This window comes from Hydrogenophaga sp. (assembly GCF_041913525.1).
Taxonomy (GTDB): domain Bacteria; phylum Pseudomonadota; class Gammaproteobacteria; order Burkholderiales; family Burkholderiaceae_C; genus Hydrogenophaga.
The window spans coordinates 134,217-156,727 of record NZ_JAYSFD010000007.1 but is presented as its reverse complement, the minus strand read 5'-3'; the positions used below and the strand labels follow the sequence as shown (position 1 = coordinate 156,727).

The following is a 22,511-nucleotide window of genomic DNA, read 5'->3' as shown; positions in this document are numbered from 1 at the left end:
CGCCATCCCGGGCTGGCACCGGTCGGTCCTAAGGCATTTTCAAGACTGCCAATAAAAAAAGGCTGCCCGGGGGCAGCCTTTCTCTTGCGCGAAGCGGATCAGCGAATGACCGCGATCGTGGTGCGGGCACCAGCTTTGTAGGTCATCAGGGTCAGGGCGCCGTTCTTGATGTCGCCCTTTTCGTCAAAGGCGATGTTGCCGGTCACGCCCTTGTAGTTCGTGGCCTTCAGCGCCGGCAGGTACACCTTCGGGTCGGCCGAGCCAGCGGTGACCATGGCGTTGGCCATCACCTTCACAGCGTCGTACACGTACGGGGCGTACACCTGCACGTCAGCACCGAACTTGGCCTTGAAGTCGGCGCGGAACTTGTCCATGCCCGCCTTCTCTTCGCCTTCCACGCCACCGGCTTCTGCGCAGAACACCTGGTCGTCGCCGATGCCGTCGCCAGCCAGCTTGGGCAGTTCGGTGGTGCAGATGCCGTCGCCGCCCATGAACTTGGCGTTGATGCCCAGTTGCTTCATTTGCTTGAGCATCGGGCCGGCCACGGCGTCCATGCCGCCGAAGAACACCACGTCGGGCTTCTTGGCCTTCAAGGTGGTCAGGATGGCGTTGAAGTCGGTGGCCTTGTCGTTGGTGAACTCACGGCCCACCACCTTGCCGCCCGCGGCGATCACGCCCTTCTCGAACTCATCGGCCACACCCTGGCCATAAGCGGTGCGATCGTCGATCACGGCCACGTTCTTGGCCTTGAGGGTCTCGATGGCGTATTTGCCCAGCGTGCCGCCCAGGTGCACGTCATCGGCCACCACGCGGAAAGCACCGGCGAAGCCCTGACGGGTGTACTTGGGGTTGGTGGCAGACGGGGAGATTTGCGGGATGCCGGCGTCGTTGTAGATCTGCGAAGCCGGGATGGTGGTGCCAGAGTTCAGGTGGCCGATCACACCCGCCACCTTGGCGTCCACCAGCTTGGTGGCGGCGGCGGTGCCTTGCTTGGGATCGGCGCCGTCGTCTTCGGCCAGCAGTTCGAACTTCACGGGCTTGCCGCCCATCGACAGGCCAGCGGCGTTCAGCTCCTCAATGGCCATTCGCGCACCGTTTTCGTTGTCCTTGCCAAGGTGGGCAATCGGGCCGCTGGTGGGACCGACGTGACCAATCTTGACGACCTGAGCTTCAACCGCAGGGGCTGCGGCAGGCGCGGGAGCAGCTTCCTCTTTTTTGCCGCAAGCGGCAAGCACAACGGCCGCGGAGATGACGGCCAGTTTGAGTTTCAGTTGCATAGGTTCCTCGGGAAGGATGAATGAATTGCGCGGAGCGTATATTGTTTCTCCACGGCACAAAGATACTCCAATTCCCGCGCCCAATTGGCCATTTCAGGGCTGGAATCCCGCACAACAAGGGTTTTCCAGCGGGCAATCATCGCGCGAATGCCACATTAGCCAAGAGCATGCAGGCACCCAGCCCGCGCCCATCTCAAGACGACAGCTTGAGATCGTGGCGCAAGGGCTCGACGCCATTGGCTTTGTAATGCCGCCACCGTTGACGGGCGGCCTCCCGATCGGCCTCAGACAGGGTGACCACCTCGATCACCCGCTGATAGGCGTCCGCATTGGGTGGCAGGTCGCTGCACAGGTTCACCAATACCTCGCGCGACGCATCCGCATGCACTTCGGTGTCCAGGTGAATGGGCGATCGCTCTCGCACCGCCTGCGCATCGCCAGGGCGGCTGTGCGGAATGAATTCACCTGGAATTTGCGTCCACAGCGCGGTGTCGAGGGGGCCCAGCAGATCAGCTGGTGCCCTCACCCACAGGCGCGCCCCACTGCGATAGGCCTTGCGAAGCAGGCGGCAGGCGTAGCCCACCTTGTCGGGCGCGTTGAAGTGAAAAGCGACCTCGCGCGTCATGCCTTCGCCTTGACCCGGGCGCGGGGCTTGGCGCTTGCTGGCGCACCAGCGTCGCGCTGGGCCTCGTCCAGCAGGTATTGCACCAACAGTGGCACGGGGCGGCCGGTGGCGCCCTTGGCGGCACCACTCTTCCAGGCCGTGCCGGCGATGTCCAGGTGCGCCCAGGGCAGATCGGCGGTGAACTTCTGCAGGAACTTGGCAGCGGTGATGGACCCACCGGCCCTGCCCGCCACATTGCCCATGTCGGCAAAGTTGGACTTGAGGCCCTCGGCGTACTCGTCATCCAGTGGCATGCGCCAGCACAGGTCGCCCGATTTGTCGCCCGCTTGCTGCAGCGCCTGCGCCAGCTCGTCGCGGGGGCTGAACAGGCCACTGCGCACCGCCCCCAGGGCGATCACGCAGGCACCCGTGAGGGTGGCAATGTCCACCACGCTGCGGGGCTTGAAGCGCGCCGCGTAGGTGAGCGCATCACAGAGGATCAGCCGGCCCTCAGCGTCGGTGTTGAGGATTTCGATGGTCTGACCGCTCATGCTGCGCACCACGTCACCGGGCTTGATGGCGCGACCGTCGGGCATGTTCTCGCAACTGGGAATGAGGCCCACCACGTTGATGGCGGGTTTGAGTTCGGCCAGGGCCGCGAAGGTACCCAACACGCTGGCGGCGCCCCCCATGTCGAACTTCATCTCGTCCATCTCGGCGCCGGGCTTGAGCGAAATGCCACCGGTGTCGAAGGTGATGCCTTTGCCCACCAGCACCACGGGCGCCTGGGATTTGGCTGCCCCCTGGTAGTGCATCACGATGAAGCGCAGAGGCTCCTCTGAGCCCTGGGCCACCGCCAGAAATGCCCCCATGCCAAGGGCCGCCACCTGCTTGGGGCCCAGCACGTCTACGCGAATGCCGGGCTTCTTGGCGAGTTGTTTGGCGGCATCGGCCAGGTGCGTCGGCGTGGCGTGGTTGCCGGGGCGATTGGCCCACTCTTTGGCGAATTCAACACCGGCCACGGTGGCCCGCCCGGCCTCGAAACCGGCGCGCACAGCGCCCGCATCGGCCACGCCCACCACCACCTTGCCGAGGTGGCGCGGCTTGGCGCTGGGTTTGGTGGTGGTGTAGCTGTAAGAAGCATCGGCCAGGGCCACCATGGCGGCGCGCACGGCGTCTTCGCTCAGGGTCAGCAGGCTGGTGACCAACGCGAGCTTCTGCACGCTCGGGTGTTTCAAGCTGGCAATGGCACCCGACACGGCCTTTCGCACCGCGCTGGCATTGCCATCACCGGCGCGCACCAACACCAGGCGGGCAGCCTTGATGCCCGCCGGGCGATAGGCGCTGACCAACTGGCCCGGGCCATTGTCGAGGTCTTTGTGGGCAATGGCCTGCGAGATCAACTGCCCCAGCGCACCTTCTGCCTTGGGATCGGATTCGGGCACCAGCACCACCAAGGCATCGACCGCGAGCGTGGCGGCCTGCGCCACGGAAAGGGATTTCAGTTCAAAGTCCATAATCGTGTTTTCCTTCTCGATCAATGTTATTCCATTCCTCTATTCGCAAAGAGTTGGCGCGCAGCTTCGGGGCGACGCTGGTGGTGCTGTTCACCATCGTGCTGACCATGCTGCTGATTCGCACGCTCGGTGCCGCCTCGCAAGGCCAGGTGAACCCGCAGGAGATCATGCTGGTGCTGGGTTACACCGTGATCGGCCGCATGCCCACCATCCTCACGCTGGCGCTGTTCATCTCCATCGTCTTCTCGCTCTCGCGCATGTACCGCGACAGCGAAATGATCATCTGGTTGTCCAGCGGGCGCTCGCTGGGGGGATTTTTGTCGCCCATCTTGCGATTTGCCTGGCCCATCCTGGTGGTGATCACGCTGATGGTGTTCTTTGTCTGGCCATGGGCCAACGCGCAGGTGGATGACCTGCGTGACCGCTTCGAGCGCCGGGGCGACCTGGAGCGTGTCGCGCCCGGGCAGTTCCAGGAATCGTCCAGCGGACGCCGGGTGTTTTTCATTGACAAAGACACCGCCGATGGCACCGAGGGCCGCAACATCTTCATCTCCAGTGTCGAAGACGATGGCCGTGAGACCGTCACGTCAGCCCGATCTGGGCGCATCGAGTGGCTGGGTGAGCGCCAGTTCCTGATGCTGAACAACGGGCAGCGACTGGAAACCTCGGTGGAAGACACGCAGAAGGTCAGTGAGTTTGAGGAATACGGCACGCAGATCGGCAACGCGCCCCTCAGCCCACGTGGTGCTCAGGCCTTGAAGTCGCGCCCATCGTGGACGTTGCTGCGAGAGCCCGATGCCGCCAACCTGGGCGAATTCGGCTGGCGCCTGGGCATGTCGCTCACGGCGGTGAACTTTGTGCTCATTGCCTTGGCCACCACCACCGGCAACCCGCGCGCCGGCCGTGGCGGCAACCTGTTCTTCACGCTGTTTGCGTTCGTCTTCTATTACAACCTGCTCAACCTGGGCCAAAGCTGGGTGTCCAGCGGGCTGGTGGGGTTGGTGCCCTTCATGTTGATGCTGCATGGCGGAGTGTTCGCGCTGTCACTGGCCTGGTTGTACAAGCGCCACCACGGCTGGAGCCTGCGAGGCTGGCTGGCTGCCCAGCGCCAAGCGAGGAGCGCAGCATGAAGACGATCCGCCGCCTGGTGTACGGCGAGGTGTTCGCCGCAGTGGCCTTCGTGCTGCTGGCGTTTCTCTCCTTGTTCTTCTTCTTTGACTTCGTGGACGAGTTGCCCTCGCTGGGCCGCGCCTCTGCGCTTGACCCGTCGCTCGTGTACGGCTTGCCTCACGCCCTGTTGTACGTGGGCCTGCTGGTGCCGGGGCGCATTTACGAGCTGATGCCGATTGCGGTGCTGATCGGTTCGGTGTTCGTGCTCGCCCGCATGGCCCAGCACTCGGAATACACCATCCTGCGCACCAGCGGCCTGGGCCCATGGAAGGCACTGCGCACGCTGTTGGGCCTGGGGGTGATCTTTGTGCTGATCACCTTTGCCTTTGGTGACTACCTCGCCCCGCTGGCCGACAAAAGCGCCCAGCTGCTGAAGGCCCGGTACAGAGGCAACATCAGCGTGGGCCAGACCGGGGCCTGGCTGAAGGAAAGACAGGACTACGCCAACTTCTCGGTCAACGTGGGCGCCATGACGCCGCAGGGCGAACTGAGCAACGTGCGGCTGTTTGAGTTCAACAACCAGGGTTTCCTGGTGTCCACGCTGCACGCCAGAAGCGGCCAGATCGAGGCCGACGACAGCTGGACGCTGCGCGACGTGCAGCGCCGCGAGTTCGACACCGCCGGGCAGGCATCAGCGCGCATTGCGCGATCAGAGCTGGAGACCTTCCGTTGGCCCACCAGCCTGAACGCTGAAATGGTGTCGGTGGCCCTGCTCAAACCCGAGAGCATGCGCACCACCGATCTGTTTGCCTACATCCGGCACCTGGAGGCCAACAACCAGACCGCGCAGCGTTACCAGATCGAGTTCTGGCGCAAGGTGTTCTACCCCCTGTCGTGCCTGGTGATGGTGGTACTGGCCCTGCCCTTTGCCTACCTGCACTTCCGGTCGGGCAGCATCACCGGCTACGTGTTTGGCGGCGTGATGATCGGCATCAGCTTCTTCCTGCTCAACAACGTGTTTGGCTACATCGGCAACCTCAACCAATGGCAACCCTGGCTGGCCGCGGCCTCACCCGCGCTGATCTATTCCCTGGTCTCTCTCGGGGCCTTCGGCTGGCTGGTTTTGAAGAGGTGACGCAATGCTCGGTGTGATGGTGTTTGCCCATGGGTCCAGAGACCCGCTGTGGCGCGAGCCGGTGGAGGCGGTGGCACGGGCGATCGCCGCCCGCGACCCGCAGGCGTTGGTGGCCTGCGCCTACCTGGAACTCAGCGAACCCGACATGCCCACGGCAGCGGCTGGGCTGATCGACCGCGGGGCCACTCACGTTCGGGTGCTGCCGCTGTTCTTTGGCATGGGAAAACACGCACGAGAAGACCTGCCGGTGCTGCTGACCGAACTTCGGTCCCGGCACCCCGGCGTGGCGTTCGAGCAATTGCCCACCGCTGGCGAAAACCCCCGCCTTACGGCCTTGCTGGCCGAAATGGCACTGGAGAACGCCCCATGAACCTGCACCAGTTCAAGTTCGTGCAGGAAGCGGTGCGCCGCAACCTGAACCTCACCGAAGCCGCCAAGGCGTTGCACACCTCGCAGCCCGGCGTGTCCAAGGCCATCATTGAGCTGGAGGACGAGCTGGGCATTGAAATCTTTGCCCGGCACGGCAAGCGCATCAAGCGCGTCACCGAGCCCGGGCAGCAGGTGCTCAAGAGCATCGACATCATCCTGCGCGAGGTGAACAACCTCAAGCGCATTGGCGAGCAGTACTCGGCCCAGGACAGCGGCACGCTGAGCATTGCCACCACGCACACCCAGGCGCGCTACGTGCTGCCCGGGCCGGTGGCCGCGCTGCGGCAGGCCTACCCCAAGGTGGGCATCAGCCTGCACCAGGGCTCGCCCGATCAGGTGGCGCGCATGCTGATGGACGAGGTGGCCGAGATCGGCATGGCCACCGAGTCGCTGGTGAACTACCCCGAGCTGGTCACCCTGCCCTGCTACGAGTGGCAGCACGTGCTGGTGCTGCCGTTCGATCACCCGCTGGTGGAGCGCGAGCGCATCACCCTGGAAGACCTGGCCCAGCAGCCGCTGATCACCTACCACCCCAGCTTCACCGGCCGCACCCGCATCGACCAGGCATTTGCCTTGCGCCACCTGCAGCCCAACATCGTGCTGGAGGCCATCGACTCTGACGTGATCAAGACCTACGTGAAGCTGGGCATGGGCGTGGGCATCGTGGCCGAGATGGCCATGCAGGGCGAGAACCTGACGCCCGGCCTGGTGGCGCGCCCAGCGGCCCAGCTCTTCGGGCACAACCTGGCGCGCGTGGCCTTCAAGCGCGGCACCTACCTGCGCCACTTCGTGCTGCGCTTCGCCGAATTGCTGAGTGACCGCCTGAACCGCGCCTTGATCATGCGAGCCATGGCCGGCTCGCCCGACGAATACGACATTTGATCCCCTGCCATTCATGCGCCCTGCTGACCGAACCCCTGCCCTTGTCTCGCGCCTGCCCCAGGTGGGCACCACCATCTTCACCGTCATGTCGGCCTTGGCCACCGAGCACCAGGCGGTGAACCTGGGCCAAGGTTTCCCCGATTTCGCCTGTGACCCGCGCCTGCTGGACGCCGTGGACGCCGCCATGCGCGCCGGCCACAACCAGTACCCCCCCATGCCGGGCGTGCCGGCCTTGCGCCAGGCCATGGCCGACAAGGTGCGGGCCCTGTACGGGCTGGAGATCGACGCCAACACCGAGATCACCGTCACCGCCGGAGCCACCCAGGCCATCCTCACGGCCATTCTGGCCGTGGTGCACCCGGGCGACGAGGTGATCGTGCTGGAGCCTTGCTACGACAGCTATGTGCCCAACATTGAACTGGCCGGGGGCGTGGTGGTGCGCGTGCCGCTCACGCCCGGCACCTTCCGGCCCAACTTCGACGCCATCTCGGCGGCCATCACCCCACGCACCCGAGCGATCCTCATCAACAGCCCGCACAATCCCAGCGGCATGGTCTGGAGCGAGGCGGAGATGCGCCGACTCGAAGAGATCCTGGCGCCCACCGACGTGCTGCTGATCAGCGACGAGGTGTACGAGCACATGGTGTTCGACGGCCAGCAGCACCAGAGCGCCGCGCGCTTTCCCGGCCTGGCGGGCCGGGCCTTCATCGTCAGCAGCTTCGGCAAGACCTACCACGTGACGGGCTGGAAGATTGGCACCGTGGTGGCGCCGGCACCGCTGATGGCCGAGTTCCGCAAGGTGCACCAGTTCAATGTGTTCACCGTGAACACGCCCATGCAGCACGCGCTGGCCGCTTACATGGCCGACCCGGCGCCCTATTTGCAGCTCAGCGACTTTTACGCCGCCAAGCGCGATCGTTTCCGTGCCGGGCTGGCGAAAACCCGCTTTCGCCTGCTGCCCAGCCAAGGCACCTACTTCCAGTGCGTGGACATTTCCACTCTGGCCGTGCCCGAGCGCGACCTGCCCGAGGCCGATTTCTGCCAATGGCTCACGCGCGAGATCGGCGTGGCCGCCATCCCCCTGTCGGCCTTCTACGGCGATGGTTTTGACCAGAAAGTGGTGCGTTTCTGCTTTGCCAAGAAAGACGAAACGCTGGACGAGGGCATTCGCCGGCTGGCCAGGCTCTGAGCGCCAGGGGAACCCTTGCCAAAGCCGGACAGTCGCAAGACTGTTCGGCTTTTTTCTTGCGCTGACGGGTCGGCCGCCGCCGCGCCATGGTTTTGTCCTATCGTGGCGATGAAGATTGATGGCGGCCCTGACAACCGCGCATCGCATTTAACTGGATATATTAACCGTCACCGATGCATTGATGGTTTCTATTGAAACTTGGCAAGCCAGCATCCGGGGCCGCAAGGCCATTTCAGTCAACCTCGCAAGCTAAGGAGCGCAACATGGACAAGAACACGGCAACTTCCACGGGCAAGTGCCCGGTGGTGCACGGCGGGGCCACCTCGGCCAGCCAGACCAATGCGAATTGGTGGCCCAACGCGCTGAACCTGGACATCCTGCACCAGCACGACAGCAAGACCAACCCGCTGGACGCGGGCTTCAACTACCGGGAAGAGCTGAAGAAACTCGACGTGGACTCGCTCAAGAAAGACCTCAAGGCGCTCATGACCGAGAGCCAAGAGTGGTGGCCAGCCGACTGGGGCCACTATGGCGGCCTGATGATCCGCATGGCCTGGCACTCGGCGGGCACCTACCGCATCGCCGACGGCCGCGGCGGCGCCGGCACCGGCAACCAGCGCTTCGCCCCGCTGAATTCCTGGCCTGACAACGGCAACCTCGACAAGGCCCGTCGCCTGCTGTGGCCCATCAAGAAAAAGTATGGCAACAAGATCAGTTGGGCCGACCTGATGATCCTGGCCGGCAACATGGCCTACGAGTCCATGGGCTTCAAGACCTTCGGCTTCGCCTTCGGCCGCGAAGACATCTGGCACCCCGAGAAGGACATCTACTGGGGCTCCGAAAAAGAGTGGCTGGCCAAGTCGGGCAGCGAGGGCAGCCGCTACAGCGGTGAACGCGACCTGGAAAACCCCCTGGCCGCCGTGATGATGGGCCTGATCTACGTGAACCCCGAGGGCGTGGACGGCCAGCCAGACCCACTGAAGACCGCGCGCGACATGCGCGTGACCTTCGCCCGCATGGCCATGAACGACGAGGAAACCGTGGCCCTGACCGCCGGTGGCCACACCGTGGGCAAGGCGCACGGCAATGGCAACGCCGCCAAGCTGGGCCCGGCCCCAGAAGGGGCCGATGTGGAGGAACAAGGCCTGGGGTGGATGAACCACCAGGGCCGTGGCATCGGCCGCGACACCGTCACCAGCGGCATCGAAGGCGCCTGGACCACCAACCCGACGAAGTGGGACAACGGCTACTTCCAGATGCTGCTCAAGCACGAGTGGGAACTCACCAAGAGCCCGGCCGGTGCCTGGCAGTACAAGCCGGTGAACATCAAGCCCGAAGACATGCCGGTGGACGTGGAAGACCCGAGCATCCGCCACATGCCGATGATGACCGACGCCGACATGGCCCTGAAGGTGGACCCCGAATACCGCAAGATCTCCGAGCGCTTCGCTGCCGACCAAGCCTATTTTGAAGACGTCTTCGCCCGTGCCTGGTTCAAGCTGACCCACCGCGACATGGGCCCGAAGGCGCGCTACTTTGGCCCGGACGTGCCGGCCGAAGACCTGATCTGGCAAGACCCGGTGCCCGCTGGCCGCAAGGACTACGACGTGGCCACCGTGAAGGCCAAGATCGCCGCCAGCGGCCTGAGCATCGCCGACATGGTCAGCACCGCCTGGGACAGCGCCCGCACCTTCCGGGGTTCGGACAAGCGCGGCGGCGCCAACGGTGCCCGCATTCGCCTGGCCCCGCAGAAAGACTGGGAAGGCAACGAGCCGGCGCGCCTGGCCAAGGTGCTCGCCGTGCTGGAGAAGATCGCGGCCGACACCGGCGCCAGCGTGGCCGACTTGATCGTGCTGGCCGGCAATGTGGGCATTGAGCAGGCCGCCAAGGCCGCAGGCTTTGAGGTGATGGTGCCCTTCGCCCCGGGCCGTGGCGACGCCACGCAAGAGCAGACCGACGTGGAGTCCTTCGAGGTGTTGGAGCCGCTGCACGATGGCTTCCGCAACTGGCAAAAGCAGCACTACACCGTGCAGCCGGAAGAAATGCTGCTCGACCGCGCTCAGTTGATGGGCCTGACCGCCGCAGAGATGACGGTGCTGGTGGGTGGCCTGCGGGTGCTGGGCACCAACCATGGCGGCAGCCAGCACGGCGTGTTCACCGAGCGCGTGGGCGCCCTGAGCAACGACTTCTTCGTCAACCTGACGGACATGGCCTATACCTGGAAGCCCACCGGCCGCAACAGCTACGCCATCGTGGACCGCAAGAGCGGTGCCACCAAGTGGACGGCCACCCGGGTGGACCTGGTGTTCGGCTCGAACTCGGTGCTGCGCAGCTACGCCGAGGTCTATGCCCAGGACGACAACCGCGAGAAGTTCGTTCGCGACTTCGTGGCCGCCTGGACCAAGGTGATGAACGCCGACCGCTTCGACCTGGCCTGATGCCACGCCACCTGGCGCAGACAGGCGCCAGGCCCCAAAGCCCGAGCCGCTTTCAGCCGCTCGGGCTTTTTCACGGGGCCATCACTGGTTGATCTGGGCCCAGGCCTTGTCGATGCGCTTCACGCTCACGGGTTGCGGCGTGCGCAACTCTTGGGCGAAGAAGCTCACCCGCAGCTCTTCCAGCAGCCAGCGCATCTCTTGCAGGCGGCTGTCTTGCACGCCCTTGCGCTCGGCCACCAGGCGCCAGAAACGCTGGTCCAGCGGCCGCAGCTCGGCCAGCCGGGCAGCGTCTCGGGCCGGGTCACCGCGCAGCTTGTCCAGCCGCAATTGCACCGCCTTGAGGTAACGCGGCAGGTGCTGCAACTGGGCATAGGGCGTCTGCACCAGAAAGCGCTTGGGCATGAGCCGGGCCAGTTGCTGGGCGATGTCACTGGCCACGTCGGCCGGTGGCTTGGCGTCTTTGAGCTTGCGCTGGGCCGCGCTGAACTCGGTGAGGATGGCGCCCGCGCTGCGCGCGATCTCGGCGGCGATCAGGTTCAAGCGCCCTCGCCCTTCGTCCACCCGGCGCTTGAAGCTGGCGGCATCCGCCGGCAACGGGTCCACCAGAAAGGCACGGTCCAGCGACAGCTCGATGAGCTGCGCGCGCAGCTCTTCCAGCGTGCCACCGCCCGCGTCTTTGCCCACTTGCATGTAGGCGGTGCCCATGGCCTGCAGGCCCGGGATGTTTTTCTCCAGGTACTTCAGCGCGTCGCGAATCTGCAGGGCAAACAGGCGGCGCAGCCCCTCGCGGTGCTTGGCCTGGGCCACATCGGGCTCGTCAAACACCTCCAGGCGCACGGCATCGCCGTCGTCAATGAGCGCCGGAAAGCCGATCAGCGTCTGGTTGCCGCGGCGAATTTCCATCAGCTCGGGCAGTTCGCCAAAGTCCCAGCCGGTGTGGCGCTGGGCGGCCTGCACAGCAGGGGCCGGCGGTGGCGCCGCCTTGGCCGACTTGGCCGCCTGGGCCGGCACCCTGTCGGGCCCCGCGTCGGCGGTGGGGGCCGCCGGCTTGACGGTCTGCACCTTCAGCGCGGCCAGTGCCTGAAAGGCGCCTCGCGCCTGCGAGCCCAACTCGGCCTTCAATGCCCCCAGGCTGCGCCCCTGCCCCAGTTGTCGCCCGTTTTCGTCGATCACCCGAAGGTGCATGAAATGGTGCACCGGCAGTTGGTCGAGCTTGATGTCGGCCCGCTGGATGTCGAGCTGCGTAGCAGCGCGCACCTTCTTCAGCACCGCGTCGGTCAGGCTGCCGTGGCCAAACACCTCGGGCTCGCACAGCTCGGCGGCGAACTTCTCGGCAGTGGCCGGTAGCGGCACCAGGCGCGAGCGCGGGCGTTGGTGCAACGTCTTGAGCAAGGCCAGCACCTTGTCCTTGAGCATGCCGGGCACCAGCCACTCGCAGCGCTCTTCACTGGCCTGGTTCAGGGCAAACAGCGGCAGGGCCACCGACAGGCCATCCCGGGCATCGCCCGGCTCGTGCAGGTAGCTGCAGGCACAGTCCACGCCCCCCAGGCGCAAGGTCTTGGGAAAGGCCTGGGCGGTGATGCCGGCGGCCTCGTGGCGCATCAACTCTTCGCGCGTGAGGAACAGGAGCTTGGGGCTCTCGCGCAAGGCCTGGCCGTACCAACGCTCAAAGCCCACGCCGCTGCACACATCGGCCGGAATGTGCTGGTCGTAGTAGGCGTAAATCACTTCGTCGTCCACCAGCACGTCTTGCCGGCGCGACTTGTGCTCCATCTCCATCACCTGCTTCACCAGGCGCTGGTTGGCCGCCAGGAACGGCAGGCGGGTGTCCCAGTCGCCGCCCACCAGGGCCTCGCGAATGAACAGCTCGCGCGCACCGGCCGGGTCCACCCGGCTGTAGTCGGTGCGGCGGTTGGCGTACACCACCAGGCCGTAGAGCGTGGCCCGCTCCAGGGCCGACACCCGGGCTGCCTTCTTCTCCCAATGCGGGTCCAGCACCTGCTTCTTCAGCAGGTGGCCGCCCACCTGCTCCAGCCACTGCGGCTCGATGGCGGCAATGCCGCGACCGAACAGGCGGGCGGTTTCCACCAGTTCGGCGCAGACGATCCAGCGCCCGGGCTTCTTGCTCAGGTTGGCGCCCGGGTGGCGGTGGAACTTGATGCCGCGTGCACCCAGGTACCAGTCTTCGGTGTCGCTCTTGCAGCCCACGTTGCCCAGCAGGCCGGCCAGCATCGACAGGTGCAGCTGCTCGTAGGTGGCGGGCTGGGTGTTGGCCTTCCAGCCGTGTTCGGCCACCACGGTGAGCAACTGGCTGTGCGTGTCGCGCCACTCGCGCACGCGGCGCACGTTGATGAAGTGCTCGCGCAGCAGGTTTTCGTACTGGCGGTGGCTGAGCTTGTAGTCTTTGCCGTGGCCACCTTTGCCGTCCTCCAGCCACTTCCAGAGCTTGAGGGTGCCGGTGAACTCGCTTTTCTCGTCATCGAACTTGGCGTGGGCCTGGTCGGCCTGGGCCTGCTTGTCGATGGGGCGGTCGCGCACGTCTTGCACGCTCAGGGCCGAGGCGATCACCAGCACCTCGTCGAGCGCACCGCGGTCGCGGGCCTCCAGAATCATGCGGCCCACGCGAGGGTCCAGCGGCAGGCGCGAGAGGTGCTGGCCGATGGGGGTGAGCTCATTGGCCTCGTCCACCGCGCCCAGCTCGGCCAGCAGTTGGTAGCCATCGGCAATGGCGCGGCGCTGCGGCATGTCCACGAAGGCGAAATCTTCCACCGCGCCCAGGCGCAGCGCCTTCATGCGCAGAATCACGCCGGCCAGCGAGCTGCGCAGAATCTCGGGGTCGGTGAAGCGCGGGCGCTGGTTGAAATCGGACTCGTCGTACAGCCGAATGCAGATGCCATCGGCCACGCGGCCGCAGCGCCCGGCGCGTTGGTTGGCCGCGGCCTGGCTGATGGGCTCCACCAGCAGTTGCTCCACCTTCTGGCGAAAGCTGTAGCGCTTGACGCGAGCGGTGCCGGCGTCGATCACAAACCGGATGCCCGGCACCGTGAGCGAGGTTTCGGCCACGTTAGTGGACAGCACGATGCGCCGCCCGCCATGGGGCTGGAAGATGCGGTCTTGTTCGGCCTGGCTCAGGCGAGCGAACAGCGGCAAGACCTCGGCATTGCGGTTCAGCGGCTGGTGGCTGAGGTGCTTGCGCAGGTGGTCGGCGGCTTCGCGAATCTCGCGCTCACCCGGCAGAAAGACCAGGATGTCGCCACCGCCCGGCCCGCGCCACAGCTCGTCCACGGCATCGGCCATGGCGTTGTTCAGGTCGTAGTCGCGGCTTTCCTCGAATGGGCGGTAGCGCACCTCCACCGGGTAGGTGCGGCCCGACACCATGAGCACCGGCGCCTTGCCTTTGGCCGATGCAAAGTAGTCGGCAAAACGGCCGGCGTCGATGGTGGCCGAGGTGACGATCAGCTTCAGGTCGGGCCGGCGTGGCAGCAATTGCCGCAGGTAGCCGAGCAGGAAGTCGATGTTGAGGCTGCGCTCGTGCGCCTCGTCAATGATGATGGTGTCGTAGGCGCGCAGGTCGGGGTCGGTCTGCGTCTCGGCCAGCAAGATGCCATCGGTCATCAGCTTGACCGAGGCGTCCTTGCTCAGGCGGTCTTGAAAGCGCACCTTGTAGCCCACCACCTCGCCCAGCGGCGTCTTCAGTTCGTCGGCAATGCGCTTGGCCACCGAGCTGGCCGCAATGCGCCGAGGCTGCGTGTGGCCGATGAGCTGCCCGCGCTGCCCCGGCTTGGCGTTCAGGCGGCCGCGCCCCATGGCCAGGGCGATCTTGGGCAACTGCGTGGTCTTGCCCGAGCCGGTTTCACCGCAGACGATCACCACCTGGTGGTCGCGGATGGCGGCCTCAATCTCGTGGCGCCGCGCGGAAACGGGCAGAGACTCGGGAAACTCAATGGACAAAGCGGCAGCGGTCAAGGTGGGAACTTCGGTCAAAATCGGGCAACCCGGCATTATCCCGCGCGGGCCTTGCCCCTTATCCCCCCACTCATGTCCAACGTCTTCAACTTCACCTTTGTCCCGTGGTTCCGCTCGGTTGCGCCTTACATCCACAAGCACCGAGGCAACACGCTGGTGGTGGGCATTGCGGGTGAGGCGATTGCGGCGGGCAAGCTGCCCAACATCGTGCAAGACCTGGCCCTGATCCAGAGCATGGGCGTGAAGATCGTGCTCGTGCACGGCTTTCGGCCGCAGGTGAACGAACAACTGCGCTTGAAGGGCCACGAGGCCCGCTATTCGCATGGCATGCGCATCACCGACTCGGTGGCATTGGATTGCGCACAAGAAGCCGCCGGGCAATTGCGTTACGAAATCGAGGCCGCGTTCAGCCAAGGCTTGCCCAACACGCCCATGGCCGGCGCCACGGTGCGGGTGATTTCAGGCAACTTCATCACCGCCCGCCCCGTGGGCCTGATCGACGGCGTGGACTTCCTCAGCTCTGGCCTGGTGCGCAAGGTGGACACCGAGGGCATCCAGCGCACGCTGGACATGGGTGCGCTGGTGCTGCTCTCGCCCTTTGGCTTCTCGCCCACGGGCGAGGCCTTCAACCTCACCATGGAAGACGTGGCCACGTCCGTGGCCATTGCGCTGCAGGCCGACAAGCTGATGTTCTTGACGGAAGTGCCCGGCATCCGCGTTGACCCAAGCGACCCGGAAAGCGCCATCGACACCGAGCTGCCCCTGGCCGACGCCAAGAAACTGATCGCCGCACTGCCGCCAGCGGCGGAACCCACCGACACGGCCTTCTACCTCAAGCACTGCATCAAGGCCTGCGAGGGTGGCGTGGAGCGCAGCCACATCCTGCCCTTCGCGGTGGACGGCGCGCCGCTGCTGGAGATCTACACCCACGATGGCATCGGCACCATGGTGGTGGACGAAAAGCTGGAAAGCCTGCGCGAGGCCACCATCGACGACGTGAGCGGCATCGTGGCGCTGATCGAGCCCTTCGAGCGCGACGGCACGCTGGTCAAGCGCGACCGCACCGAGATCGAGCGCGACGCGGCCAACTACACCATCATCGAACACGACGGCGTGATCTTCGGTTGTGCCGCGCTGTACCCCTACCCCGAGGAGCGCACGGGCGAAATGGCCGCGGTGACGGTGTCGCCGCAGTCACAGGGCCAGGGCGACGGCGACCGCTTGCTCAAGCGCATTGAGGCGCGCGCCAAGGCGCAGGGCCTGCAGAGCATCTTCGTGCTCACCACCCGCACCATGCACTGGTTCATCAAGCGCGGTTTTGTTCAGGTGAACGCCGATTGGCTGCCCGAGGCCCGCAAGCGCAAGTACAACTGGGACCGTCGCAGCCAGGTGCTGGTGAAGAAGCTCAGCTGAATCAGTGGCGCGAGCGGCTCAGCAGCAGGGCAAGGGCCGCCAGCGCGATCGCGCTGAAACACAGGAAAGACCAGTTGGCGATCGACAGGCCAAGGAAGGTCCAGTCGATGGCCGAGCAATCGCCGCTGCCGCGAAAGATCATGGGCACGGCGCGCTTGAGCGGAAACGATTCGATCATTCCGTAGAAATCGCGGCCACAGGTCAGCACCTCGGGCGGGTTCCACTGCAGCCAGCTCTGCCGCGCAGCCACGAAGGCACCGAACACGGCCAGGGCACCCACCGCCACCAACCCCACCCGCCGCCAGCCCGCATGGCCCGCCAGCGCCGTGGCACCCGCCAGCACGGCCACCAACACCAGGGCGTAGCGCTGCACGATGCACATCGGGCAGGGCTCAAGGCCCACCACGTGCTGCAGGTAAAGGCCAAAGCCCAGCAAGGCCACGCACACCAGCGCAATGCCCCCCATCACGCGACGGGGGTGTTGGCCCAACTGGGCGAGGGAGAAGGTCATGGGGTTCAGCTCACGAAAGCGCGTTCGATCACGAAGTCGCCGGGCGTGGTGGTGTTGCCTTCCTTGAAGCCGAGCTTTTCGCACAGGCCCTTCAGGTCGCGCAGCATCTCTGGACTGCCACAGATCATCACGCGGTCTTCCGCCGGGTTCAGCAAGGGCACGCCCAAGTCTTTGGCGATGACGCCATCGGACAGCAGTTGGGGAATGCGACCTTGGTGAACGAAGGGCTCGCGGGTGACGGTCGGGTAGTACAGCAGCTTCTGCTGAACCATCTCACCCAGGAATTCATCCTGTTTCAGTTGTTCACTGATCAACTCGCGGTAGGCAAGTTCCTTGACCTGCCGCACGCCGTGCACCAACACCACCTGCTCGAAGCGTTCGTAGGTCTCGGGGTCACGGATGATGCTCATGAACGGCGCCAGGCCAGTGCCGGTGCCCAGCAGGTACAGGCGCTTGCCAGGCAGCAGGTAATCAATGAGCAGCGTGCCGGTGGGCTTGCGGCCCACGATGATGGTGTCGCCGGGCTGGATGTGCTGCAGGCGCGAGGTGAGCGGGCCGTCTTGCACCTTGATGCTCAGGAACTCCAGGTGCTCGGCCCAGTTGGGGCTGACGATGCTGTAGGCGCGCAGCAGCGGCTTGCCGTCCACCTTCAGGCCGATCATGGTGAAGTGGCCATTGGAGAAGCGCAGCGAGGTATCGCGGGTGGTGGTGAAGCTGAAGAGGCGATCGGTCCAGTGGTGAACGCTCAGGACACGCTCTTCCAGAAATGCACTCATGGGAAATTCCAGTCAGGGGAAACGCGTATTGTAAAAACCCGGGCTGCCCTGCGGTCGGCTGGGCCCGGTTGCCACTGACGGCAGCGGGCTTGATACAGTGCGGGCTCGCTGGCGCAAGCCGGTCGCCGCCGGACAAGGGCGCGATATTGCCCGTTTGCGCCGCTCAAGGGAACGAATCAGTTCTTTTGAGCCTTATAACCAAAACATCTGATCCACACGAGGAACCCCTATGGCTCGCACTGTTCAATGCATCAAGCTCGGCAAAGAAGCCGAAGGTCTGGACTTCCCCCCCTACCCCGGTGAACTGGGCAAGCGCATCTATGAAAACGTGAGCAAAGAAGCCTGGGCCGGCTGGCTGAAGCACCAGACCATGCTGCTCAACGAGAACCGCCTGAACCTGGCCGACGCCCGCGCGCGTCAGTACCTGGCCCGCCAGATGGAGAAGCACTTCTTTGGTGAAGGTGCCGACGCCGCCGCCGGGTACGTCCCCCCCAGCGAAGGCAATTGATTTCACGCAACGCCTCAACTGCGCCTGGAAGGGCCCTGGTCATGGGCGCAGGGCTTGCCGGGGCCGCGCTGAGCGCGGCACTCACCCGGCAAGGCTGGCAAGTCCATTTGCTGGATCAGGCCAGCGGCCCCGCTCAGGGCGCCTCCGCCCTGCCGGTGGGCATGCTGAGCCCGCACGTCACCCGCGCCCCAACGCCCTTGTCGCGCCTGTCTGCCCTGGGCGTGGCCGACACCCGACACGAGCTGGAACGCCTGATCGCTCCAGGTCAGGGCTGGCAACCCACCGAAGTGGACAACCGCGGCCATGACCCAGGCCGCTGGCCAGCAGCGCTGGTGCGGCCAGCCGCACTGGTACAGGCCTGGCTGGGCGAGGCCGAGGCTTCTCAGCGCCTGAGCACCACCTTGGGGGCAAACGTCCAACGGTTGCGGCGCGACCCCATCACCCAGCAATGGCAAGCACTTGGCGCAAGCGGCGAGTTGCTGGCGCAAGCGCCCGTGGCGGTGGTGGCATGCGCCTGGGGCAGCCACGAATTGTTGGGACAGAGCGTGGCGGGCCTGGACGCGATGTCCCTGCCCTTGCGTCCGGTGCAAGGGCAAATGAGCCTTGGCCCCTGCCAGGGTGAACCGCTGGCAGACCGGCCACAACGCGACAACGGCGTGTTCGTGCCCGTGTACGAAGACAGCGGCCTGCCACCTCAATGGCCCGGCCGCATCTGGGCCATGGGCTCCACCTACGAACGCGGCGCCACCCACACCGACGTTCGCGAAACCGCCCACGAGCGCAACGCACAGAGCCTGGAGGCGCTGGCGCCAGCCGCAGCGCGGCGGCTGCGCGAGGACTTGGCGCAAGGGCGACTGCTGGGCTGGGCCCAAGTGCGTTGCGCCTCGCTGGACCGCTTGCCCCTGGCGGGCCCAGTGCCGGACGTGCAGGCTTGGCAAGAGCACCGGCAACAAGCCCCCAAAGCCCGTCGCCCTGCTTTGGGCGATTTCCCTCGCGTGCGGGGCCTTTACACGCTCACGGCTTTGGGCTCGCGGGGACTGACCTTGGCGCATTGGTGCGCGCAACGGGTGGCAGAACACATCACCGGGCACACCCCCGCCGGCGAGGCCGATTTGCTCGCGGCCATTGACCCGGCCCGGTTTGTCTGGCGCGCCGCCAAGCGCCAAGCCTGAAGGGCTACAGGAGTTCCATCCAGGGCGCCAGGGCGGCCACCGTAAGCGGCCGAGGCAACAGCGCCCCGGTGCCCACCTGTTCGGCACTGCGACGCATGCGGCGACGGGTCCACCAGTTGGCCACCGGCCCCGCCCATTGGCTGGCCGCCAGGGTCATGGCCTGGGGTTGGCGCTCCACGAAAAAACGCATCAGCGCCCAGCCATCGACCTGGTGGTTGTCCAGGTTGAAAACACCGCACACATACCGGTGGCGCGCCATCAGTTCCAGGGCGGTTTCGGTGGTGGCGGCCTCGTCCACCCGGCGCACGGCGGCCAGGGCCAGGCATTCGCGCAAGCAAGCCGCCTCGGACGACTCGGGCGCCACGATCAAAGCCCGCCGATCGCCGCCGGGCAATGCCTGCTCTTCGGCCGCCGTCAATCCGGCGGGAAGGCTGATGTCCAGATCTAGCAGGCCGGAGTCGACCTGGTGAGCAGCAAACACCGCATCCAAGTCCATCAGGGCCTCGGCCCAGTCAATGGGCCGCTTCCACACCCGCCAGGCGTGCGCGGGCGGATCGTCCCCCACCCAGATCAGCCTCGGGCCTTCAGGGGGGCGCACGTGAAAGAGCACAGCCTCGGCGCAGTCGCCATCGACCAAGATGACCTGGGCCTCGTTGATGGGCGGGTTGGCCGACGGCATGTTGGGCGGCACCCAAGGCTCGTAGGCCAACTCTCGCTCTTGGGACAAACGGAACACTGTGTTGAGCGCGTGTCGCTCCACGTCGGTAAATCCGACCGCGCTCACCAGGATCCGTTGTTTGTGCATGCCGAAATGTTACCGATGGTTAACACCCTCGCTGGTCGCGAGCATGCAATTGTGTGACCGCCCGTGCTCAATTGCACACCATCGATCGGACGCAAGTCATCGCCCCTTTATATTCATTCGTTATGCCGGCATGAATAAAAAATAGTTTGGAGAATAAAGAGGCGCTCGTAGAGTGCCGCCCATGCCTGAAGTCGCCATCGTCATCGCCGGATTCGCCGTGGGCCTCATCGTGGGGCTCACCGGGGTGGGCGGTGGCTCGCTCATGACGCCGATCCTGATCTTCTTTTTCGGGATCAAGCCCTATCTGGCCGTGGGCACTGACCTGCTGTTCGCCGCCGTCACCAAGTCGGGCGGCACGCTCAACCTGGCGCGCCAGCGCCTGGTGCCCTGGCGCATCGTGGGGCAGTTGTGCCTGGGCAGCCTGCCAGCCGCCGCCATCACGCTGGTGGTGCTTCACCGCCTTGGCCCCGCCAGTCCCAGCGTGCAGTCGCTGATGACCAGCACTTTGGGCGTGGCACTGCTGCTGACGGCTCTGGCCATGTTCTACAAGGCGGCGCGTGGCCGGGTAACGCAGCGCGCTGACGTTGAGGCCGACCTCGGCGCTGCCACCCGCGCCCGCCACTGGGCCCTGCCTGTGCTGTTTGGTGCGGCCATCGGCACCCTGGTCACGCTCACCTCTGTGGGTGCCGGCGCCATTGGCGTGTCGGTGCTCATGCTGCTGTTTCCCCTGCTGCCGCTGCCACGCGTCGTGGCCGCCGACATCGCCTACGCCGTTCCCCTCACCTTGCTGGCCGGTCTGGGCCACGCCACCCTGGGCTCGGTTGACTGGACCTTGCTGGGCCAGCTGCTCATGGGCTCGCTGCCAGGCATCTGGCTGGGCACCCGGCTGATGCGCCACACGCCCGAGCGCCTGGTGCGCTCGCTGCTGTCGGTCTTGTTGGCCTATGCCGGCGTCAAGTTGATCGCTTTCTGATTTCCCACCCACTCCACGAACATGTACCAGTACTCCGAGTTCGACCGCCAGTTCCTGCAACGCCGCGCCGACCAGTTCCGCGACCAGTTGCAGCGCTGGCAAGCTGGCACCCTCTCCGGCGACGCCTTCAAACCCCTGCGACTGCAGAACGGCTGGTACGTCCAGCGTTTCGCGCCGATGCTGCGGGTGGCCGTGCCCTACGGCGAGATCAACAGCGCCCAGTTGCGCGTGCTGGCCAAGGTGGCGCGGGACTTTGACCACAAGGAAGCCCACGACACGTCCAAGGCCAACGCGGGCCTGAGCGAAGTGCCGACCCTGCCCGACCGCACGGCCCACTTCACCACGCGCCAAAACGTGCAGTTCAACTGGATTCCGCTGGACAAGGCCGCCGACGTGATGGACCTGCTGGCCAGCGCCAATCTGCACGGCATCCAGACCAGCGGCAACTGCATTCGCAACATCACCACCGATGCCCTGGCTGGCATCGCGGTGGACGAGGTGGCCGACCCGCGTCCCTTCGCGGAAATCATGCGCCAGTGGAGCACGCTGCACCCCGAGTTCGCCTTCCTGCCGCGCAAGTTCAAGGTGGCCATCACCGGCGCCCGCGAAGACCGCGCCGCCACCCCGTGGCACGACGTGGGCCTGCGCCTGCTGCGCAACGTAGACGGTGACCTGGGCTTCCAGGTGCGCGTGGGCGGCGGCATGGGCCGCACCCCGATCATTGGCACCGTGATCCGCGAGTTCCTGCCCTGGCACCAGATCCTCAACTACCTGGAAGCCGTGGTGCGGGCGTACAACCGCTTTGGCCGCCGCGACAACGCCTACAAGGCCCGCATCAAGATTCTGGTGAAGGCCGAAGGCCAGGCCTTTGTCGATCAGGTCGAGGCCGAGTACCGCGACATCATCGAGAAAGACGGCGCCCCGCACACCATTACCCAGGACGAACTGAACCGGGTGAGCGCCTATTTCGTGACGCCCCTGCTCAACTGCGACCGCAAGAGCGCCGACGCGAAGATCGCCCACATCCTGAAGGCCGCTGCGGAAGATGACGTGGAATTCAGCCGCTGGCTGACCCGCAACGTGCAGCCCCACCAGAACGGTGACCTGCGCGCGGTGACCCTGTCGTTCAAGCGCATTGGCCAAGCCCCTGGCGATGCCACGGCCGAGCAACTCGAACGCGCCGCCGAACTGGCCGACCGCTTCTCCGCTGGCGAGGCCCGTGTGACCCACGAGCAAAACCTGCTGCTGCCCTGGGTGCGCTGCGACCAACTGCCCGAGCTGTGGCGCGAAGCCCGCCGGCTGGGCTTGGCCAAGCCCAACATCGGCTTGCTCACCGACATGATCAGCTGCCCCGGCGGCGACTTCTGCGACCTGGCCAACGCCCGCTCGCTGCCGCTGGCCCAGGCCATCCTGTCGCGCTACAAAGACCTGGACGAACTGCACGACCTGGGCGAGATTGACCTGCACATCAGCGGCTGCATCAACAGCTGCGGCCACCACCACAGCGGCCACATCGGCATCCTGGGCGTCGACAAGGACGGGCAAGAGTGGTACCAGATCACGCTGGGCGGGTCTGACGGCACGCGCCTGTCGGGCGAGGCCCAACCGGGCAAGGTGATCGGCCCGTCGTTTGCCGCCAACGAAGTGCCGGAAGTGATCGAGGCCATTCTGGACACCTACCGCGCCCAGCGCCAGGCTGGCGAAACCTTCGTGGCCACGCTGCGCCGCGTGGGCGCCGAGCCCTTCAAGGTCGCGGCCAACGCGGTGCGCACCTCCACCGCCCGTGTTTCCACCCCCGCTTGAGAG

Annotated in this window: 18 protein-coding genes; 11 read left to right on the top strand and 7 right to left on the bottom strand. The window is 65.7% G+C overall.

Annotation, left to right across the window (positions count from 1 at the left end; genetic code table 11):
* Positions 1 to 98: 98 nt before the first annotated feature.
* From ACE3RQ_RS10960 to ACE3RQ_RS10950, 3 genes are all read right to left on the bottom strand, one after another.
* Positions 99 to 1,277: a branched-chain amino acid ABC transporter substrate-binding protein gene (locus tag ACE3RQ_RS10960; RefSeq protein WP_374522019.1), complete on the bottom strand. Its 1,179-nt coding sequence runs from the start codon at positions 1,275 to 1,277 to the stop codon at positions 99 to 101.
* A gap of 193 nt (positions 1,278 to 1,470) precedes the next feature.
* Positions 1,471 to 1,902, bottom strand: a complete 432-nt coding sequence (locus ACE3RQ_RS10955) for a DNA polymerase III subunit chi (RefSeq protein ID WP_374522018.1) — start codon at positions 1,900 to 1,902, stop codon at positions 1,471 to 1,473.
* The gene (locus tag ACE3RQ_RS10950) at positions 1,899 to 3,398 is read right to left on the bottom strand and encodes a leucyl aminopeptidase (protein WP_374522017.1); all 1,500 of its coding nucleotides are present in this window, start codon (positions 3,396 to 3,398) and stop codon (positions 1,899 to 1,901) included. The genes ACE3RQ_RS10955 and ACE3RQ_RS10950 overlap by 4 nt, the downstream gene beginning before the upstream one ends.
* 23 nt (positions 3,399 to 3,421) lie before the next feature.
* Between ACE3RQ_RS10950 and lptF the strand changes: the two genes are divergently transcribed.
* The 6 genes from lptF to katG all read left to right on the top strand — a co-directional run bounded on the left by lptF (position 3,422) and on the right by katG (position 10,581).
* A complete protein-coding gene (lptF, locus tag ACE3RQ_RS10945) occupies positions 3,422 to 4,528 on the top strand; it encodes an LPS export ABC transporter permease LptF (protein WP_374522015.1) in 1,107 nt (368 codons plus the stop codon).
* A complete protein-coding gene (gene lptG / locus ACE3RQ_RS10940; protein WP_374522014.1) occupies positions 4,525 to 5,643 on the top strand; it encodes an LPS export ABC transporter permease LptG in 1,119 nt (372 codons plus the stop codon). The genes lptF and lptG overlap by 4 nt, the downstream gene beginning before the upstream one ends.
* A 4-nt stretch (positions 5,644 to 5,647) precedes the next feature.
* Positions 5,648 to 6,013: a sirohydrochlorin chelatase gene (locus tag ACE3RQ_RS10935; RefSeq protein WP_374522013.1), complete on the top strand. Its 366-nt coding sequence runs from the start codon at positions 5,648 to 5,650 to the stop codon at positions 6,011 to 6,013.
* Entirely contained in the window at positions 6,010 to 6,954 is a 945-nt protein-coding gene (locus ACE3RQ_RS10930; RefSeq protein ID WP_374522012.1) for a CysB family HTH-type transcriptional regulator, read from the top strand. Before ACE3RQ_RS10935 ends, ACE3RQ_RS10930 begins: the two co-directional genes overlap by 4 nt.
* 13 nt (positions 6,955 to 6,967) lie before the next feature.
* Positions 6,968 to 8,143 (top strand): pyridoxal phosphate-dependent aminotransferase, encoded by a 1,176-nt coding sequence (locus ACE3RQ_RS10925; RefSeq protein WP_374522011.1) that lies wholly within the window; start codon positions 6,968 to 6,970, stop codon positions 8,141 to 8,143.
* A gap of 263 nt (positions 8,144 to 8,406) precedes the next feature.
* On the top strand, positions 8,407 to 10,581 hold the full coding sequence (gene katG, locus ACE3RQ_RS10920) for a catalase/peroxidase HPI (protein ID WP_374522010.1): 2,175 nt from the start codon (positions 8,407 to 8,409) through the stop codon (positions 10,579 to 10,581).
* An 81-nt stretch (positions 10,582 to 10,662) separates the two neighbouring features.
* Here katG and hrpA read toward each other — a convergent pair whose 3' ends face one another.
* The gene (gene hrpA / locus ACE3RQ_RS10915; RefSeq protein ID WP_374522009.1) at positions 10,663 to 14,583 is read right to left on the bottom strand and encodes an ATP-dependent RNA helicase HrpA; all 3,921 of its coding nucleotides are present in this window, start codon (positions 14,581 to 14,583) and stop codon (positions 10,663 to 10,665) included.
* A gap of 36 nt (positions 14,584 to 14,619) precedes the next feature.
* Here hrpA and argA point away from each other — a divergent pair, with 36 nt between their 5' ends.
* On the top strand, positions 14,620 to 15,960 hold the full coding sequence (gene argA, locus ACE3RQ_RS10910; RefSeq protein WP_374522008.1) for an amino-acid N-acetyltransferase: 1,341 nt from the start codon (positions 14,620 to 14,622) through the stop codon (positions 15,958 to 15,960).
* Position 15,961: 1 nt separating this feature from the next.
* Here the strand turns inward: argA and ACE3RQ_RS10905 are convergent, their stop codons facing one another.
* Positions 15,962 to 16,471, bottom strand: coding sequence for a disulfide bond formation protein B (locus tag ACE3RQ_RS10905; RefSeq protein ID WP_374522006.1), 510 nt, complete (start codon positions 16,469 to 16,471; stop codon positions 15,962 to 15,964).
* A gap of 5 nt (positions 16,472 to 16,476) precedes the next feature.
* Positions 16,477 to 17,247: a ferredoxin--NADP reductase gene (locus tag ACE3RQ_RS10900; RefSeq protein WP_374522005.1), complete on the bottom strand. Its 771-nt coding sequence runs from the start codon at positions 17,245 to 17,247 to the stop codon at positions 16,477 to 16,479.
* Between the two features lie 229 nt (positions 17,248 to 17,476).
* On the opposite strand from ACE3RQ_RS10900, the gene ACE3RQ_RS10895 reads away from it, so the two are divergent.
* Both ACE3RQ_RS10895 and ACE3RQ_RS10890 read left to right on the top strand, forming a co-directional pair.
* Complete coding sequence (locus ACE3RQ_RS10895; RefSeq protein ID WP_374522004.1) at positions 17,477 to 17,755, top strand: oxidative damage protection protein; 279 nt, start codon at positions 17,477 to 17,479, stop codon at positions 17,753 to 17,755.
* A gap of 41 nt (positions 17,756 to 17,796) precedes the next feature.
* Positions 17,797 to 18,927, top strand: a complete 1,131-nt coding sequence (locus tag ACE3RQ_RS10890) for an FAD-dependent oxidoreductase (RefSeq protein WP_374522003.1) — start codon at positions 17,797 to 17,799, stop codon at positions 18,925 to 18,927.
* A 4-nt stretch (positions 18,928 to 18,931) separates the two neighbouring features.
* On the opposite strand, the gene ACE3RQ_RS10885 is transcribed toward ACE3RQ_RS10890, so the two are convergent.
* Positions 18,932 to 19,732, bottom strand: coding sequence for a hypothetical protein (locus tag ACE3RQ_RS10885; RefSeq protein WP_374522002.1), 801 nt, complete (start codon positions 19,730 to 19,732; stop codon positions 18,932 to 18,934).
* 181 nt (positions 19,733 to 19,913) lie between these two features.
* Between ACE3RQ_RS10885 and ACE3RQ_RS10880 the strand changes: the two genes are divergently transcribed.
* Together ACE3RQ_RS10880 and ACE3RQ_RS10875 are read left to right on the top strand one after the other, a co-directional pair.
* A complete protein-coding gene (locus tag ACE3RQ_RS10880) occupies positions 19,914 to 20,705 on the top strand; it encodes a sulfite exporter TauE/SafE family protein (RefSeq protein WP_374522001.1) in 792 nt (263 codons plus the stop codon).
* Between the two features lie 21 nt (positions 20,706 to 20,726).
* Complete coding sequence (locus ACE3RQ_RS10875; protein ID WP_374522000.1) at positions 20,727 to 22,508, top strand: nitrite/sulfite reductase; 1,782 nt, start codon at positions 20,727 to 20,729, stop codon at positions 22,506 to 22,508.
* Positions 22,509 to 22,511 lie beyond the last annotated feature (3 nt).